The organism is Streptomyces sp. NPDC088762, assembly GCF_044750905.1.
GTDB lineage: Bacteria > Actinomycetota > Actinomycetes > Streptomycetales > Streptomycetaceae > Streptomyces.
Window position 1 is genome coordinate 286,994 of sequence record NZ_JBIVKT010000009.1, and the last position, 19,978, is coordinate 306,971.

The 19,978-nt window shown below is 72.9% G+C and carries 2 protein-coding genes; both read left to right on the forward strand.

Going from position 1 to position 19,978, the window contains the following annotated elements:
* Positions 1 to 140 precede the first annotated feature (140 nt).
* Positions 141 to 14,648 (forward strand): SDR family NAD(P)-dependent oxidoreductase, encoded by a 14,508-nt coding sequence (locus tag ACIP5M_RS21925; protein ID WP_401199459.1) that lies wholly within the window; start codon positions 141 to 143, stop codon positions 14,646 to 14,648.
* Positions 14,649 to 14,732: 84 nt separating this feature from the next.
* On the forward strand, positions 14,733 to 19,978 hold a 5,246-nt coding region (locus tag ACIP5M_RS21930; protein ID WP_401199461.1), incomplete at its 3' end, for a beta-ketoacyl synthase N-terminal-like domain-containing protein.

Here is a 19,978-nt window from a genome sequence, read left to right on the forward strand (position 1 = left end):
TTCCGGGAGCGTCTCCGGTGCGGCTAGGGGAACTTTAGGGGCTCTCAAGAGGGACGTTGATCGTTAGGGTCAAACCCGAGAGCGAGCAATGCGCGAGCTCTTGAAAATGCCGTCGATTTGGTTAGTGGTGAGGTTGAGAGATGATGGACGCTGCATCCGTCGTAAATGGCGACTCAGTCGATCAGAATGACGAGATCGCAGTGGTCGGCATTGCCTGCCGTTTCCCGCAGGCGCCGACTCCGGGGTCTTTCTGGGAGCTGCTGAAGAACGGCGGGAACGCCGTCACCGGAATCCCGGCGGACCGCTGGGCCGGCGAAGGCCACGGCGCCTTCCTCGACCGAATCGACGAGTTCGACCCCGCGTTCTTCGGCATCTCGCCCCGCGAGGCCGTCTACATGGACCCCCAGCAGCGCCTGATGCTCGAACTGGCCTGGGAGGTCCTCGAGGACGCCGGCGTCATCCCGGCGGACGTCAAGGGCAGCCGGCTCGGCGTCTTCGTCGGCACGATCTGGGACGACTACGCCAAGCTCATCTACCGCGACGGTGTCGACAGCGCCACCCAGCACACCACCACGGGCATCCACCGCAGCATCATCGCCAACCGGATCTCGTACTTCCTCGGCACCAACGGCCCCAGCCTGATCGTGGATTCGGGCCAGTCCTCCTCGCTGGTCGCCGTCCACCTGGCCTGCGAGAGCCTGCGCAACGGCGAGGCCGACACCGCCATCGTCGGCGGCGTCAACCTCAGCATCCTGGCCGAGACCACCGAGCTCTCCGCGCGCTGGGGCGGCCTCTCCCCGGACGGCCGCTGCTACACCTTCGACAGCCGGGCGAACGGCTACGTGCGCGGCGAGGGAGGCGGCGCCGTCCTGCTCAAGCCGCTGGCCCGCGCGCTCGCCGACGGTGACGACATCTACTGCGTCATCAAGGGCAGCGCCGTCAACAACGGCAGCGACGACTCCCTCACCACCCCGAGCCGCACGGCCCAGGAGGACGTGCTGCGGCGTGCCTACGAGCGCGCGGGCATCGAGCCCGGACAGGTCCAGTACGTCGAGCTGCACGGCACCGGCACCCCCGTCGGCGACCCGATCGAGGCCGCGGCCCTCGGCGCCGTCCTCGGCGGCGCCCGCGACGCGGACCAGCCGCTGCACGTCGGCTCCGTCAAGACCAACCTGGGCCACCTGGAAGGCGCCGCGGGCATCGCGGGCCTGATCAAGACCGCCCTCGCCATGAAGCACCGCGCCCTCCCGGCCAGTCTCAACCACGAGACCCCGAACCCCGAGATCCCCCTCACCGAGCTGAACCTCCACGTCCAGACCGAGCCCGGCGCCTGGCCGCAGGCGGACCGGCCGCTGCTGGCGGGCGTCAGCTCGTTCGGCATGGGCGGGACGAACGCGCACGTGGTGCTGGAGCAGGCTCCGGAGGTCGAGGAGGCGTCGGCCGAGGGGGTTGCTCCGGCGGTCGTTCCGTTCGTGGTGAGCGGCCGTTCGGCCGACGCGCTGGGTGCGCAGGTGGAGCGGCTGCGGGAGTTCGTGGCCGGTTCGGATGCCCGGCCGGTGGACATCGGCGCGTCGCTGGTGGCTTCCCGGTCGCTGTTCGAGCACCGGGCCGTGATCGTCGGTGACGAGGTCGTCGAGGGGGTCGCCGGGTCCGGGCGTGTGGGCGTGATGTTCACGGGTCAGGGTGCTCAGCGGGCCGGTATGGGCCGTGAGCTGTATGCGGCCTTCCCCGCCTTCGCGGTTGCCTTCGACGAGGTGCTGTCGCACCTGGACGGTTCGCTGCGCGAGGTGATCTTCTCGGGTGAGGGTCTGGACGAGACCGGGAACACGCAGCCGGCGCTGTTCGCCCTTGAGGTGGCGCTGTACCGGCTGGTCGAGTCGTGGGGTGTGAAGCCGGAGGTTCTGGCGGGTCACTCGATCGGTGAGATCGCTGCCGCGCACGTGTCGGGTGTGCTGTCGCTGGAAGACGCTGCCGCGTTGGTGTCGGCGCGTGGTCGTCTGATGCAGGCGCTGCCCGCCGGTGGTGCGATGGTCGCCGTCCAGGCGTCGGAGGAGCAGGTGCTCCCGCTGCTCGCCGGCCGCGAGACGACCGTCGGGATCGCTGCCGTCAACGGCCCGACCTCCGTCGTCCTGGCAGGTGTTGAGGCCGACGTACTGGAGATCGCGGGCTCGCTGGGCGTGAAGTCCAAGCAGCTCACCGTCAGCCACGCCTTCCACTCCCCGCTGATGGAGCCGATGCTCGACGAGTTCCGCGAGGTCGTGGCCGCGCTGACCTTCAACGCCCCGCGCATTCCGATCGTTTCCACCGTGACCGGCCAGGAGGCCACGGCGGAGGAGCTGACCTCGGTCGACTACTGGGTCGACCACGTCCGCCGCCCCGTCCGGTTCGCCGACGCGGTCACCACCCTCGCGGCCCGGGGCGTCGAGTCCCTCCTCGAACTCGGCCCCGACGCGGTCCTGTCCGCGATGGCCGCCGAGACGGTGGCCACGGTTCCCGCGCTGCGCAAGGGCCGCACGGAGCCGGAGCAGCTGATCACCGCCCTCGGCCGGCTGTTCGTCACCGGTGCGTCCGTCGACTGGGCCTCGTACTACGCGGGCTCCGGCGCCCGGCGCGTCGACCTGCCCACCTACGCCTTCCAGCGCGAGCGCTACTGGCCCGACACCGTCCTGTCCGACGCCCCCGCCCCCTCTGTGATCGCCGGCCCGCTCGCGCAGCGGCTCCGTGACCTCGACACCGACGGCCGCACCAAGGCCGTCACCGAACTCGTGGTCTCCCACGTCGGCGCCGTGCTGGGTGACGTGTCCGCCGTGGAGATGGGCCGCGCGTTCAAGGAGCTGGGCTTCGACTCGTACATGACGGTCGAGCTCCGCAACAGCCTTGCCGTGGCGACCGGCCTGCGGCTCACCTCCAGCCTGCTGTTCGACCACCCCACCCCGCGGGCCCTCGTCGAGCACATCCTCGCGGAGACGGCGGACATCGACGCCGACGCCGCGGGTGCCGACGTGCTGCCTGCGGCGTACGCCGCCGACGAGCCGATCGCGATCGTCGGCGTCGGCGTCCGCCTGCCGGGCGGAGTCGGCTCCCCCGAAGACCTCTGGCGGCTCGTCACCGAGGGCACCGACGTCATCTCCGGCTTCCCGACCGACCGCGGCTGGGACATCGAGGGCCTGTACGACGCCGATCCGGAGCGCTCCCGTACGACGTACTCCGTCGAAGGCGGCTTCCTCCACGACGCCGGGCTGTTCGACGCCGGCTTCTTCGGGATCTCCCCGCGCGAGGCCCTGGCCATGGACCCCCAGCAGCGCCTGCTGCTGGAGACCGCCTGGGAGACCTTCGAGCGGGCGGGCATCGACCCCGAGTCGGTGCGCGGCACCCAGACCGGCGTCTTCGTCGGCGCCACGGTCCAGGACTACGGGCCGCGGATGCACGAGGCTCCCGAGAGCGTCGAGGGCCACCTGCTCACCGGTAGCACGCCGAGCATCATGTCCGGCCGCCTCGCCTACTCCTTCGGCTTCCTCGGCCCGGCGATGACGATCGACACGGCCTGCTCGTCCTCGCTGGTCGCCCTGCACCTGGCCGCGCAGGCGCTGCGCTCCGGCGAGTGCTCGATGGCGCTCGCCGGCGGTGCGGCCGTCATGTCGAGCCCCGGCATGTTCCTGGAGTTCAGCCGTCAGCGCGGGCTCGCCGCCGACGGCCGCTGCAAGTCCTTCTCGGCCGACGCCGACGGCACCGGCTGGGCCGAGGGCGTCGGGCTCCTCCTCGTCGAGCGTCTCTCCGACGCGCAGCGCAAGGGCCACAAGGTGCTGGCCGTGCTCCGCGGCTCCGCCGTCAACCAGGACGGCGCGTCCAACGGCCTGACCGCCCCCAACGGGCTCTCCCAGCAGCGGGTGATCCGCCAGGCCCTGGCCAACGCCCGTCTCACGGCGGCGGATGTCGACGTGGTGGAGGCGCACGGTACGGGCACCCGGCTGGGTGACCCGATCGAGGCGGAGGCGCTGCTCGCGACCTACGGCCAGGAGCACTCGGCCGAGCAGCCGCTGTGGCTGGGCTCGCTGAAGTCCAACATCGGCCACGCCCAGGCCGCGGCCGGTGTGGCGGGCGTGATCAAGATGATCATGGCGATGCGCGAGGGCGTCGTACCGAAGACGCTGCACCTGGGCGAGCCGACGCCGATGGTCGACTGGTCGACGGGCGCGGTCGAGCCGGCCGGCGAGGCCCGCGACTGGCCGGAGACCGGCCGTCCGCGCCGCTCGGCGGTCTCGTCGTTCGGCGTGAGCGGGACGAACGCGCACGTGGTGCTCGAGCAGGCTCCGGAGGTCGAGGAGGCGTCGGCCGAGGGCGTTGCCCCGGCTGTCATCCCGTACGTCGTCAGCGGCCGGTCGGCCGACGCGCTGAGTGCGCAGGTGGAGCGGCTGCGGGAGTTCGTGGCCGGTTCGGATGCCCGGCCGGTGGACATCGGCGCGTCGCTGGTGGCTTCCCGGTCGCTGTTCGAGCACCGGGCGGTTGTCGTCGGTGACGAGGTCGTCGAGGGTGTTGCCGGGTCCGGTCGACTCGGTGTGCTCTTCACGGGTCAGGGTGCTCAGCGGGCCGGTATGGGTCGTGAGCTGTACGAGGCCTTCCCTGCCTTCGCGGCTGCTTTCGACGAGGTGCTGTCGCACCTGGACGGTTCGCTGCGCGAGGTGATCTTCTCAGGTGAGGGCCTGGATGACACCGGCAACACCCAGCCGGCTCTGTTCGCCCTCGAGGTGGCGCTGTACCGGCTGGTCGAGTCGTGGGGTGTGAAGCCGGAGGTCGTGGCCGGTCATTCGATCGGTGAGATCGCTGCCGCGCACGTGTCGGGTGTGCTGTCGCTGGAGGATGCTGCGGCGCTGGTGTCGGCGCGTGGTCGGCTGATGCAGGCGCTGCCCGCCGGTGGTGCGATGGTCGCCGTCCAGGCGTCGGAGGAGCAGGTTCTGCCGCTGCTCGCCGGCCGCGAGAAGACGGTCGGGATCGCCGCGGTGAACGGCCCGACGTCCATCGTTCTGGCGGGTGTTGAGGCTGATGTGCTGGAGATTGCCGGTTCTCTCGGTGTGAAGTTCAAGCAGCTGTCCGTCAGCCACGCCTTCCACTCCCCGCTGATGGAGCCGATGCTCGACGACTTCCGCGACGTCGTCGCCGGGCTGACCTTCAACGCCCCGCGCATCCCGATCGTCTCCACCGTGACCGGCCAGGAGGCGACCACCGAGGAGCTGACGTCGGTCGAGTACTGGGTCGGCCACGTCCGCCGCCCGGTCCGCTTCGCCGACGCCGTCGAAGCCATCGAGGCCCAGGGCATCGACTCCCTCCTCGAGCTCGGCCCCGACGCGGTCCTGACCGCCATGGCCGCCGACATCACCGAGATCCCGGCGGTCCCCGCGCTGCGCAAGGGCCGTCCCGAGGCCGAGCAGCTGATCACCTCCCTCGGCCGGCTGTTCACCACGGGTGTCCCGGTCGACTGGGCCTCGTACTACGCGGGTTCCGGCGCCCGGCGCGTCGACCTGCCGACCTACGCCTTCCAGCGCGAGCACTTCTGGCTCCCGACCGGCTCCGCCTCCGGCGACGTGTCCTCGGCCGGTCTGTCGTCCACCGGGCACCCGCTGCTCGGTGCCGCCGTCGAACTCGCCGACGGGGAAGGCCTGCTCCTCACCGGGCGGCTGTCCCTCCAGACGCACGGCTGGCTGAAGGACCACACCGTCTTCGACACGGTGCTGCTGCCGGGTACCGCTTTCGTCGAGCTGGCCACCCAGGCCGGCGACCGCGTCGGCTGCGACACCATCGAGGAGCTCACCCTCGCCGCCCCGCTGGTCCTGCCCGAGCGCGGTGCCGTTCAGGTGCAGCTGACCGTCGGCGAGCCCGACGCGTCCGGCCGCCGCGAGCTGGGCATCTACTCCCGCCCCGACGGTGACGGCGACGGCCGCCCGTGGACCCGTCACGCCGGTGCCGTGCTCGGTGCCGCCGACCGTGCCGCCGCCCCGCAGTCCGAACTGCTCGTGTGGCCGCCGGCCGACGCGGCCGAGATCCCCGTCGAGGGTGCCTACGAGGGCCTGGAGGCCGAGGGGTACGCCTACGGTCCCGCCTTCCAGGGCCTGCGCCGCGCCTGGCGGTCACCCGACGGCGAGATCTACGCCGAGATCGCGCTGTCCGAGGAGCAGCGCGCCGAGGCCGGGAAGTTCGCCCTGCACCCGGCGCTCCTCGACGCCACCCTGCACCCGCTGCTGCGCGGGGTCGTCGACGCGACGCGGCCGAGCGCCCTCCCGTTCGCCTGGTCCGGTGTCACCGTGCACACCGCCGGGGCCTCCTCCCTGCGCGTCCGCCTGAGCTGGACCGGTCCGGACACGGTGGCGATCGCCGTTGCCGACGGTACGGGCACCCCCGTGGCCACCGTGCGCGAGCTGATGTGGCGCGAGGCGTCTGCCGCATCGCTGCGCGGCGCCCGCGCCGATCACGGCGCCTCGCTCTACCGCCTCGCCTGGACCCCGGTCACCGCCCCCGCGGCCGCCGGACCGGACGCCGACTGGGCCCTGATCGGGACCGGTACGGTTCCGGGTCTGCCCGAGGGCATCCGTGCCCACGCGGACCTGGCCGCCCTGGCCGAGGCCGGTACCGTGCCGTCGGTCGTCCTCCTCCCGGTGGACGCCCTCGCCGGCGGGACGGCCGGCCTGCCCGCCGCGGCCGGGGCCGTGACCCTGCGCGCGCTGGAACGCGTACAGCAGTGGCTCGCGGACGAGCGGTTCGCGGAGACGACCCTCGCCGTCCTGACCCGGGACGCGGTGGCCGCCGCCGACGACGACGGGGCGGGGAACCTGACGCAGGCCGCCGTATGGGGTCTGCTGCGCTCGGCGCAGACCGAGGCACCCGGGCGTTTCGTCCTGCTCGACCTGGACGGCACCGAGGAGTCCGCAGGGGCGCTGCCCGCCCTGCTCGCGAGCGGCGAGCCGCAGCTGGCCGTCCGGGCGGGCCAGGCCTACGCGCCGCGCCTGGCGCAGACCGAGGCCGTCGCGGCCGATGAGCCGGGGCCCGTGTTCACCCCCGGCGGGACCGTGCTGATCACCGGGGGGACGGGCGGTCTCGGCGCCCTCCTCGCCCGCCACCTCGTCACCGGGCACGGCGTGCGCGACCTGCTGCTCGTCAGCCGGCGCGGCGCGGACGCCCCGGGGGCCGAGGACGTGGCCGCCGAGCTGACCGGCCTCGGGGCCCGGGTCACCGTGGCCGCGTGCGACGTCGCCGACCGTGAGGCCCTGGCCGGCGTACTGGCGGGGATACCGGCGGAGCATCCGCTGACCGCCGTGGTGCACACGGCCGGCGTCCTGGACGACGGGGTCGTGCAGGGTCTGACCGCCGACCAGCTGGAGCGCGTCCTGCGACCCAAGGTCGACGCGGCCTGGCACCTGCACGAGCTGACCGCCGGCCTGGAGCTGGACGCCTTCGTCCTCTTCTCCTCGATCTCCGGCCTGATCGGCGCGGCGGGCCAGGGCAACTACGCCGCCGCCAACACCTTCCAGGACGCACTCGCCCACCACCGCCGTGCCGTGGGTCTGCCCGCGACCGCCCTCGCCTGGGGTCTGTGGGAGCAGGGCGGCGGCATGGCCGACAGCCTCGACGGCACCGGCATCGCCCGCATGGCGCGGGCCGGCGTCGCACCGCTCGCGCAGACCGACGGACTGGCGCTGTTCGACGCAGCCGTCCGCCCGGGCCGCGCGCAGGCGCTGCTCGTGCCGATGCACCTGGACACCGTCCAGCTGCGCGCCCAGGCCGAGCGCGGCGACGTGCACGCGCTGCTGAAGGACCTCGCCCCCCGGCCGGCCCGCCGGACCCGCGCCGCGGCACGGGACTCGGCCGCCGCGCCCCTGCGGCAGCGGCTCGCGCCGCTGAGCCCCGCCGAGCGGCTGCGGGTGCTCACCGACCTGGTCGGCGCCCAGGTGGCCGCCGTACTGGGCCACGGTGACGCGGCCGCCGTCGGACAGGAGCGGGCCTTCAAGGAGCTGGGCTTCGACTCGCTCACCTCCGTCGAACTGCGCAACCGCCTCAACTCCGCCACCGGCCTGCGTCTTTCCAGCGCGCTGGTCTTCGACTACCCGACGCCGAAGGCGCTCGTCGACCACCTGGCCGCCGAGCTGTCCGACGACGAGGGCGCGGCGGCCGGTACGGTGCGCGCCGTCACGGCCGCGACCGGCGACGAGCCGATCGCCATCGTCGGCATGGCCTGCCGCTACCCCGGCGGAGTCGCCTCCCCCGAGGACCTGTGGCGGCTCGTCGCCTCCGGTACGGACGCCATCTCCGGCCTGCCGGAGAACCGAGGCTGGGACGAGGACGTGTACGACCCGGACCCGGAGCGGGCCGGCAAGACGTACGTCCGCGAGGGCGGCTTCCTGCACGACGCCGGCCAGTTCGACCCCGGCTTCTTCGGGATCTCGCCGCGCGAGGCCCTGAGCATGGACCCGCAGCAGCGCCTGCTGCTGGAGACGGCCTGGGAGACCTTCGAACGCTCCGGGATCGACCCGGCCGACCTGAAGGGCAGCTCCACCGGTGTCTTCACCGGCGTCATGTACCACGATTACGCGCCCAAGGTCGGGCAGATGCCGGAGGAGCTGGAGGGCATCCTGCTCACCGGCAACACCGGAAGCGTCATCTCCGGCCGCCTCTCCTACACCTTCGGGCTGACCGGTCCGTCCATCACCGTGGACACCGCCTGCTCCTCCTCGCTGGTGGCCCTGCACCTCGCCGCGCAGGCCCTGCGGGCCGGCGAATGCGACATGGCGCTCGCCGGCGGTGTGACCGTCATGTCCACCCCGGGCACCTTCGTCGAGTTCAGCCGCCAGCGCGGCCTGGCCCCCGACGGCCGCTCGAAGTCCTTCTCGGCGGGCGCCGACGGCACCGGCTGGGCCGAGGGCGTCGGTCTGCTCCTGGTGGAGCGGCTCTCCGACGCACAGCGCAACGGACACAACATCCTCGCCGTCGTCCGCGGCACGGCCGTCAACCAGGACGGCGCGTCCAACGGCCTGACCGCCCCCAACGGCCCGTCCCAGCAGCGCGTCATCCGCCAGGCCCTGGCCAACGCCCGTCTCGCCCCCGCCGATGTCGACGCGGTCGAGGCCCACGGCACCGGCACCCCGCTCGGCGACCCCATCGAGGCCGAGGCGCTCCTCGCCACCTACGGGCAGGAGCGCGCCGGGGACGAGCCGCTGTGGCTCGGCTCCCTCAAGTCCAACATCGGCCACACCCAGGCGGCCGCCGGTGTCGGCGGTGTCATCAAGATGGTCATGGCGATGCGAGAGGGCGTCCTGCCGAAGACGCTGCACGTCAGCGAGCCCTCCCCGGTGATCGACTGGGAGGCGGGCGCGGTCGAGCTGCTCACCGAGGAGCGCGCCTGGCCCGACACGGACCGGGCCCGCCGGGCCGCCGTCTCCTCCTTCGGCATCAGCGGTACGAACGCCCACGTCATCCTGGAGCACACCCCGCAGCCCGTGCAGGAGTCCGAGGGTACGGCGCCCGCCGTCACCCCGTGGATCCTGTCCGCCCGCGGAGCCGGCGCCCTGCGCGGCCAGGCCGAGGCCCTGCGCGGCTTCGCCGCGGCCGAGGGAGCCCCGCGCACCCGGGACATCGGCCTCTCGCTGGCCGGGACCCGCGCCCTGCACGAGAACCGTGCCGTCGTCCTGGGCGCCGACCGCGACGGCCTGCTGGCCGCCCTCGACACCCTCGCCGCCGGCGGCAGCGACAGCGCCGTCGTCACCGGCAGCGCGGCCGTCACCCGCGACAAGACCGTGTTCGTCTTCCCGGGCCAGGGCTCGCAGTGGATCGGCATGGCCACCCAGCTCCTCGACACCTCGCCGGTGTTCGCGGAGTCCATCCACGCCTCCGCCGCCGCCCTCGCCCCCTACACCGACTGGTCCCTGCTCGACGTCCTGCGCGCGGACCCCGCCGACCCGGCCGCCTCCTCCTTCGAGCGCGTCGACGTCGTCCAGCCCACGCTGTTCGCCGTCATGGTGGCCCTGGCCGCCGTCTGGCGCTCGTACGGAGTCGAACCGGCCGCCGTTGTCGGCCACTCCCAGGGTGAGATCGCCGCGGCCTGTGTCGCCGGGGCCCTCTCCCTCGACGACGCGGCCCGGATCGTGGCCCTGCGCAGCCAGGCCCTCAAGGCCCTCGCGGGCCTCGGCGGGATGATGTCCGTACCGCTCCCGCGGGAACGGGCCGTCGCCGAGCTGGCCCCGTGGGGCGAGCGGATCTCCGTGGCGGCCGTCAACGGACCGTCCTCGACCGTCGTCTCCGGCGATTCGGCGGCCCTCGACGAGCTCTACGACGCCCTGGTGGCCGCGCAGGTGGACGCCCGCCGCATCCCCGTCGACTACGCCTCCCACTCGGCGCACGTCGAGCGGATCGAGGAGCAGCTCGCCGAACTCCTCGCCCCGGTCCGCCCGCGCCGTGCCGAGGTGCCCTTCTTCTCCACCGTCACCGCCGACTGGGCCGACGGAACGGAGATGGACGGCGGCTACTGGTACCGCAACCTGCGCCAGACCGTGCTGTTCGAGGACGCCACCCAGGCCCTGCTCGCCCAGCGGCACGACGCGTTCCTCGAGATGAGCCCGCACCCGGTCCTCGCCGTCGGTCTCGCCGAGACCATCGAGGCGGCCGGCGCCGACGCCCTCGTCTGCGGATCGCTGCGACGCCACCGCGGCGGCCTCGACCAGCTCCTCACCTCGGTCGCCACGGCCTTCGTCGGCGGCGTCCCGGTCGACTGGACCGCGTACTACGAAGGCACCGGCGCCCAGCGCGTCGACCTGCCCACGTACGCCTTCCAGCACGAGCACTTCTGGCTGACGACGCCGGCCGCCACCGGCAACGTCACCTCGGCCGGCCTCGACGAGGCCGGGCACCCGCTGCTCGGCGCGGCCGTCGAACTCGCCGACGGGGAGGGTCTCATCCTCACCGGGCGGCTGTCGCTCCAGACCCACGGCTGGCTGAAGGAGCACACCGTCTTCGACACGGTGCTGCTGCCGGGCACCGCCTTCGTCGAGCTCGCCACCCAGGCCGGTGACCGCGTCGGCTGCGACACCATCGAGGAACTCACCCTCTCCGCACCCCTGGTCCTGCCCGAGCGCGGCGGAGTCCAGCTCCAGCTGACCGTCGGCGAACCCGACGCCGCAGGCCGCCGCGAGCTGGGCGTCTTCTCCCGCCCCGACGGCGCGGACCAGCCCTGGACCCGCAACGCCACCGCCACCCTCGCCGCGGCCGGGCGGACGGCACCGGCCGGACTCACCGCCTGGCCGCCGGCCGGGGCCACCGAAGTCGACCTCGGCGGCGTCTACGACCGCCTCGCCGACCAGGGCTTCGGCTACGGGCCGCTCTTCCAGGGCCTGCGCCGCCTGTGGCAGCAGGGCGACGACGTCTTCGCCGAAGTCGTCATCGCCGACGAACTCTCCGCCGACGCCGAGCAGTTCGCCCTCCACCCCGCCCTCCTCGACAGCGCGCTGCACCTGCTGCTCCCCGGAGTCGCGGGCAGCGAACGCCAGGCCGGACTGCCCTTCGCCTGGTCCGGAGTGACCGTCCACGCCACCGGAGCCTCCGTGCTCCGCGTACGGGCCACGTTCTCCGGCACCGACGCGGCGTCCTTCCTCATCGCCGACGGCGCGGGCGCACCCGTCGCCACCGTCGAGGAGCTGACCCTGCGGCCGATCTCCCGCGAGGCCCTCCAGGGCGCGGGCGCCGCACAGAACGACGCGCTGTTCCGTCTCGACTGGGCGGCCCTGGCCTCCCAGGAGAACGGACCGGCGACGTACGACGCCACCGGCTGGGCCCTCATCGGCCCGGCCGGCCACCAGCTCACCGGAGCGGTCGGCGCCACCGTCCACCAGGACCTGGCGGCACTGACCGGCTCGGTGACCGAGGGCGCCCCGGCTCCCGCGGTCGTCGTGCTGCCCATCCCCCGGGGCAGCAACGTCGATGCCCACACCGCGGGAGCCGAGGCGCACCGGATCCTGGAGACCGTAAGCACCTGGCTCGCCGACGACCGGTTCGCCCGGACGCGGCTCGTCTTCCTGGCCCACGGCGCCCAGTCCGTCCTCTCCGGTGAACCCGTCACCGACCTGGCCGCGGCCACCGCATGGGGCCTGCTGCGCTCCGCGCAGACCGAGAACCCGGACCGCTTCGTCCTGCTCGACACCGACGGCGCCCCGGTCCCGGCCGCGGCCCTCAGCGCGGCCATCGACGCGGGCGAGGTCCAGCTGGCGGTGCGCTCCGGCGACCTCCACGCCGCCCGCATCGCCCGTCCCGCGGGCCACCTGACCATCCCGGACGTCCCCGAATGGCGTGTGGTCGCGCCCGTCAAGGGCACCCTGGCGAACCTGTCGATCGCCCCCTGCCCCGAGGTCGCGGCCCCGCTGCGCGACGGCGAGGTCAGGGTCGCGCTGCGCGCGGCCGGCCTGAACTTCCGCGACGTCCTCGTCGCACTCGGCCTCGTACCCGAGAACGGCGCCCAGATGGGCCGCGAGGGTGCCGGTGTGATCACCGAGGTCGGGCCGGGCGTCACGGACCTGCGCGTCGGGGACCGGGTGATGGGCCTGTTCGACGGCGCGTTCGCCTCCGTGGCCATCGGAGACCGCCGGCTGATCGCCCGGATGCCCGACGGCTGGAGCTTCGCCCAGGCCGCGTCCGTCCCCGTGGTCTTCCTGACCGCCTACTACGGCCTGGTCGACCTCGGCCAGGTCCGCGAGGGCGAATCGGTACTGGTCCACGCGGCCGCCGGCGGTGTCGGCATCGCCGCCGTCCAGCTCGCCCAGTACCTCGGGGCGGAGGTCTACGGCACCGCCAGCCCGGGCAAGTGGGACACCCTGCGCGCCCTCGGCCTGGATGACGACCACATCGCCAACTCCCGCACGCTGGACTTCGAGGAGCAGTTCGCGAAGATGAGCGACGGCCGGGGCGTGGACGTGGTCCTCAACTCCCTCGCCGCCGAGTTCATCGACGCGTCACTGCGGCTCATGCCGGCCGGCGGCCGGTTCCTGGAGATGGGCAAGACCGACATCCGCGACGCGGACCGGCTCGCCGCCGACCACCCGGGCGTCGACTACCAGGTCTACGACCTCACCGTCCTCGCCCGCACCGAGCCCGACGCCGTCGGCGGTGTCCCGGACCGGGTCCAGGAGATGCTCGTCGAGATCCTGGCCCTGTTCGAGAAGGGAGTGTTCAAGCCCCTTCCCGTCACCGCCTGGGACGTCCGCCGCGCACCGGAGGCCTTCCGGTTCCTCCAGCAGGGCCGCAACGTCGGCAAGGTCGTCCTGACCGTCCCCGCCCCGCCCGCCCCCGAAGGCACCGTGCTCATCACGGGCGCCACCGGCGGCCTCGGCACCCTCGCCGCCCGCCACCTCGTCACCGAGTACGGCGTACGGAACCTGCTGCTCACCAGCAGGCGCGGAGCGGCCGCACCGGGTGCGGAGGACCTCAAGGCCGAACTCACCGCCCTGGGCGCCCAGGTCACCTTCGCGGCCTGCGACGCGTCCGACCGCGAGGCACTGGCCGCACTGCTGGCCGACGTACCGGCCGAGCACCCGCTCACCGGCGTCGTCCACACCGCCGGTGTCCTGGACGACGGCGTCATCGCGGACATGACCCCCGAGCAGTTCGACCGGGTCATGCTGCCCAAGGCGGACGCGGCCTGGCACCTGCACGAGCTCACGGCGGACCTGGACCTGTCCTTCTTCCTCCTGTACTCGTCCGTCGGCGGGCTCATGGGCGCCGGCGGCCAGGGCAACTACGCCGCCGCCAACGCCTACCTCGACGCCCTCGCCCAGCACCGGACCCACCAGGGCCTGCCCGCCGTCTCCATGGCGTGGGGCCTGTGGACCGAAGCCAGCGGCATGACCGGCCACCTCGACGAGACCGACCTGAAGCGCATGGCCCGCGGCGGCCTGATCGCCCTGTCCTCCACCGAGGGCATGGAGCTCTTCGACGCGGCCCAGCTCCTCGGAGACCCCGTCGTCGCGGCCACCAAGCTCGACACGGCCGCCCTGGCCCGCCAGGGCGACGGACTCCTGCCGCTCTTCCGCGGCCTGGTCCGCAGCACCCCGCGCCGGGCCGTGGCGGGCGGCGCCGCCGAGAGCAGCGTCTCGCTCGAACAGCGCCTGGCCGCACTGCCGGAGGCCGAGCGCGGCACGTTCCTCATCGATCTGGTGCGGACGCAGGTCGCGACCGTACTCGGCCACGCCAACCCCGAAACCGTCGACCAGGACCGGGCGTTCAAGGCCCTCGGCTTCGACTCGCTCACCTCCGTGGAACTGCGCAACCGGCTCAACGTCGCGACCGGACTGCGCCTGCCGACCGCGCTCGTCTTCGACTACCCGACGCCCGTCGAGGTCGCCGGCTTCCTGCGGGAGCAGTTCGACCTCGGGGAGGTCGCACCCGCCGAGGGCGCGGCGGCCGCTCCGGTGCTCGCCGAACTCGACCGCATCCGGGCCGGGCTCGTCTCCCTCCTCGGCGACGAGACCGCCCGGGACGAGATCGGCGACCGCCTCGCCGAACTGCTCGCCCTGTGCGGCCGCGAGGCCGGCGCCAAGGCCGACGGCCCGGACGGCACCGACGGCCTGGACGACGCGACCGACGACGAACTCTTCGCCCTCATCGACGGAGGCCTCGAGTGAAGCCGCACCCCCGAGCGGCCGCGGCCGCGAACACCCGACGTACCCACCGCACGACCCTGCGACTTCCCGAGAGGCTGAACCCGCGTGGCTGAGGAACAGAAACTCCGCGATTACCTCAAGCGAGCCATCAACGACGCCCAGACCGCGCACCGCAAGCTCCGCGAGGCGGAGGACAAGGAGCACGAGCCGATCGCGATCGTCGGCATGGGCTGCCGCTTCCCCGGCGGTGTCGGCTCGGCCGAGGACCTGTGGCGCCTGGTGGCGGCGGAGACCGACGCGGTCGGTCCCTTCCCCGAGGGCCGCGGCTGGCCCGAGGACCTGTACGACGCCGACCCGGAGCGCTCGGGCCACAGCTACACCAAGGAAGGCGGGTTCCTGCACGACGCCGGGCTGTTCGACGCCGGCTTCTTCGAGATCTCGCCCCGTGAGGCCCTCGCCATGGACCCCCAGCAGCGCCTGCTGCTGGAGGTCGCCTGGGAGACCGTCGAGCACGCCGGGATCGCGCCGGCCGCCCTGCGCGGCAGCAGCACCGGCGTGTACGTCGGCGCCACCGGCCAGGACTACGGCCCCCGCATGCAGGACGCTCCGCCGAGCGTGGAGGGGCTGGTCCTCACCGGGAGCACCTCCAGCATCATGTCCGGCCGCGTCGCCTACCACCTGGGCCTGACCGGCCCGGCCGTCACCCTCGACACGGCCTGCTCCTCCTCCCTCGTGGCCCTGCACCTCGCGGCACGGGCCCTGCGGTCGGGGGAGTGCGACATGGCACTGGCCGGCGGCATCATGATCATGGCGACGCCGGGCACCTTCGTGGAGTTCAGCCGCCAGCGCGGCCTCTCGGCCGACGGCCGCTGCAAGTCCTTCTCGGCGGACGCCGACGGCACCGGCTGGGGCGAGGGCGTCGGCATGCTGCTGGTCGAGCGCCTCTCGGACGCGCTGCGCAACGGCCACAAGGTCCTCGCGGTCATCCGCGGCACCGCGGTCAACCAGGACGGCGCGTCCAACGGCCTGACCGCCCCGAACGGCCGCGCGCAGCAGCGCGTCATCCGCGACGCCCTCGCCAACGCCCGCCTGACGCCGGCGGACGTGGACGTGGTGGAGGCGCACGGTACGGGCACCCGGCTGGGCGACCCGATCGAGGCGGAGGCACTCCTCACCGCGTACGGCAAGGGCCGCCAGGAGGACCGGCCGCTGCTGCTGGGCTCGGTGAAGTCCAACATCGGGCACACGCAGCACGCGGCGGGCGCGGCCGGAATCATCAAGATGGTCCTGGCCATGCAGCACGGCACGGTGCCGAAGACGCTGCACGCGGACGAGCCGACACCGATGGTCGACTGGTCGGCGGGTGCGGTCGAGCTGGCCGTCGAGGCCCGGGAGTGGCCGGAGACCGGCCGTCCGCGCCGGGCAGCGGTGTCCTCGTTCGGCGTGAGCGGGACGAACGCGCACGTGGTGCTGGAGCAGGCTCCGGAGGTCGAGGAGCCGGTGGCCGAGGGCGTTGCCCCGGCTGTCACCCCGTTCGTGGTCAGTGGCCGGTCGGCAGGTGCGCTGCAGGGGCAGGTGGACCGGCTGCGGGAGTTCGTGGCCGGTTCGGATGCCCGGCCGGTCGATGTCGGCGCGTCGCTGGTGACCTCGCGGTCGCTGTTCGAGCACCGGGCCGTGATCGTCGGCGAGGAGGTCGTCGAGGGGGTCGCCGGGTCCGGGCGTGTGGGCGTGATGTTCACCGGTCAGGGTGCTCAGCGGGCCGGTATGGGCCGTGAGCTGTACGAGGCCTACCCTGCCTTCGCGGCTGCTTTCGACGAAGTGCTGTCCCACCTGGACGGCTCGCTGCGAGAGGTGATCCTCTCGGGTGAGGGTCTGGACGAAACGGGCAACACGCAGCCGGCTCTGTTCGCCCTTGAGGTCGCTCTCTACCGGCTCGTCGAGTCGTGGGGTGTGAAGCCGGAGGTCGTGTCCGGTCATTCGATCGGTGAGATCGCTGCCGCGCACGTCTCCGGTGTCCTGTCGCTGGAGGATGCTGCGGCTCTCGTTGCGGCGCGTGGTCGTCTGATGCAGGCGCTGCCCGCGGGTGGTGCGATGGTCGCCGTCCAGGCTTCCGAGGAGCAGGTGCTCCCGCTGCTGGCCGGCCGCGAGACGACCGTCGGGATCGCCGCGGTCAACGGCCCGACGTCCGTCGTCCTGGCGGGTGTTGAGGCCGAGGTCCTTGAGATCGCCGGTTCTCTCGGTGTGAAGTTCAAGCAGCTGACCGTCAGCCACGCCTTCCATTCCCCGCTGATGGAGCCGATGCTGGAGGACTTCCGCAAGGTCGTCACCGGGCTGACCTTCAATGCTCCCCGGATCCCGTTCGTCTCCACGGTCACCGGCCGTCTGGCCACCGCTCAGGAGCTGACGTCGGTCGAGTACTGGGTGGACCATGTCCGCCGCCCGGTCCGCTTCGCCGACGCGGTCACCACTCTCGAGGCCCAGGGCGTCGAATCCCTCCTGGAACTGGGCCCCGACGCGGTCCTGTCCACGCTGGCAGCCGACCTCACCGAGGTCCCGGCGGCCGCGGCCCTCCGCAAGGGCCGTCCCGAGGCGGAGCAGCTGATCACCTCCCTCGGCCGGCTGTTCGTCACCGGTGCGTCCGTCGACTGGGCCTCGTACTACGCGGGCTCCGGCGCCCGGCGCGTCGATCTGCCCACCTACGCCTTCCAGCACGAGCACTACTGGCTGGTGCCCGCCGCCGGCGACGCCACCGAATACGCGGCTCCGGTCGTGGTCGAGCACCGGCCCGCCCGCATCGGCGGCGGAGCGGCCGAGCTCATCGACGAGCTCTCCGCGCTGAGCGAGGGGGAGCAGAACGAGCGTCTGCTCCAGCTCGTGCGGGAGCAGCTCGCGGTCGTCCTCGGCTATGCCGACCCAGGCTCCGTGGGCGCCCAGCAGATCTTCACCGAGCTCGGTCTGACCTCCATGACCGCCGTCGATCTGCGCAACCGCCTGAACGCGGTGACCGGCCTCCGGATCCCCGCCACCGTCAGCTTCGACCACCCCACCCCGCAGGCGGTCGCCACCTACCTCCGGGACGAACTGCTCGGTTCCGAGAGCGTTCGGCGGACCTACACCGCCACCCGCGCGAGCGACGAGCCGATCGCGATCGTCGGTATGGCGTGCCGCTACCCGGGCGGCACCGCCTCGCCCGAGGACCTGTGGCGCCTGGTGTCCGATGGCGTCGACGCCATCGGCCCGCTGCCGGCCGGCCGCGGCTGGGACGAGGACCTGTACGACCCGGACCCCGACCGTTCGGGCAAGAGCTACGCCCGGGAGGGCGGCTTCCTCTACGACGCGGATCAGTTCGACGCGGGCTTCTTTGGGATCTCGCCGCGCGAGGCGCTGGGCATGGACCCGCAGCAGCGGCTGCTGCTGGAGACCGCCTGGGAGACGTTCGAGCGCGCCGGTATCGACCCCGAGTCGGTGCGCGGGAGCCAGACCGGTGTCTTCGCCGGCGGAAACGGCGCGGACTACGCCACGATGATGACCCGCGCCCCCGAAGGGGTCGACGGCTACCTCATGACGGGCAACGCGGCCAGCGTCGTCGCGGGCCGGATCTCGTACGCCTTCGGGCTCGAAGGCCCGGCCATGACGGTCGACACGGCCTGCTCCTCCTCCCTCGTGGCCCTGCACCTCGCCTCCCAGGCCCTGCGCTCGGGCGAGTGCGAGATGGCCTTGGTCGGCGGTGTGACGGTCATGTCCACGCCGGGCACGTTCATCGAGTTCAGCCGCCAGCGCGGGCTCGCCCCGGACGGCCGCTGCAAGGCGTTCTCGGCCGATGCGGACGGCACCGGCTGGGCCGAGGGCGTCGGCATGCTGCTGGTGGAGCGGCTCTCGGACGCGCAGCGCAAGGGCCACAAGGTCCTTGCGGTCGTCCGGGGTACGGCGGTCAACCAGGACGGCGCGTCCAACGGGCTCACCGCCCCCAACGGCCCCTCCCAGCAGCGGGTCATCCGCCAGGCCCTGGCCAACGCCCGTCTCACGGCGGCGGACGTCGACGTCGTCGAGGCGCATGGCACGGGTACCCGGCTGGGTGACCCGATCGAGGCGGAGGCGCTGCTCGCGACCTACGGCCAGGAGCACTCGGCCGAAAAGCCGCTGTGGCTGGGCTCGCTGAAGTCCAACATCGGCCACGCCCAGGCCGCGGCGGGCGTCGGCGGTGTCATCAAGATGGTCGAGGCGATGCGGCACGGCGTTCTGCCGAAGACGCTGCACGCCGACCAGCCCTCGCCGCTCATCGACTGGGCCTCGGGCGGCGTCGAGCTGCTCACGGAGGCCCGGGACTGGCCGGAGACCGGGCACCCGCGCCGCGCGGCCGTATCGTCCTTCGGAGCCAGCGGCACGAACGCCCACGTGGTGCTGGAGCAGGCTCCCGACACCGGGGCCCCGGCGGTCGAGGGCGTGGCCCCGGCGGTGACGCCGTGGCCGGTGTCCGGCCGCACGGCCGGTGCGCTGCGGGAGCAGACGGAGCGGCTGCGCGAGTTCGCCGTTGCCTCCGCCGCCCGGCCGGTCGACATCGGCTGGTCGTTGGCCACGAACCGGTCGGTGTTCGAGCACCGGGCCGTGATCGTCGGTGACGAGGTCGTCGAGGGGGTCGCCGGGTCCGGCCGGGTGGGCGTCATGTTCACCGGTCAGGGCGCGCAGCGGGCCGGTATGGGTCGTGAGCTGTACGAGGCCTTCCCTGCCTTCGCGAGCGCTTTCGACGAGGTGCTGTCCCACCTCGACGGCTCGCTGCGAGAGGTGATCCTCTCGGGTGAGGGTCTGGACGAAACGGGCAACACGCAGCCGGCGTTGTTCGCCCTTGAGGTCGCTCTCTACCGGCTCGTCGAGTCGTGGGGTGTGAAGCCGGAGGTCGTGGCCGGTCATTCGATCGGTGAGATCGCCGCCGCGCACGTCTCCGGTGTGCTGTCGCTGGAGGATGCTGCGGCTCTCGTTGCGGCGCGTGGTCGTCTGATGCAGGCGCTGCCCGCTGGTGGTGCGATGGTTGCGGTCCAGGCGTCGGAGGAGCAGGTTCTGCCGCTGCTCGCCGGCCGCGAGAAGACGGTCGGTATCGCCGCGGTGAACGGTCCGACGTCCGTCGTTCTGGCGGGTGTTGAGGCTGATGTGCTGGAGATCGCCGGTTCTCTCGGTGTGAAGTTCAAGCAGCTGTCCGTCAGCCACGCGTTCCACTCGCCGCTGATGGAGCCGATGCTTGAGGACTTCCGCGAGGTCGTCGCCGGGCTGACGTTCAACGCCCCGCAGGTCCCGTTCGTTTCCACGGTGACGGGTCAGGCGGCGTCGGCCGAGGAGCTGACGTCGGTCGACTACTG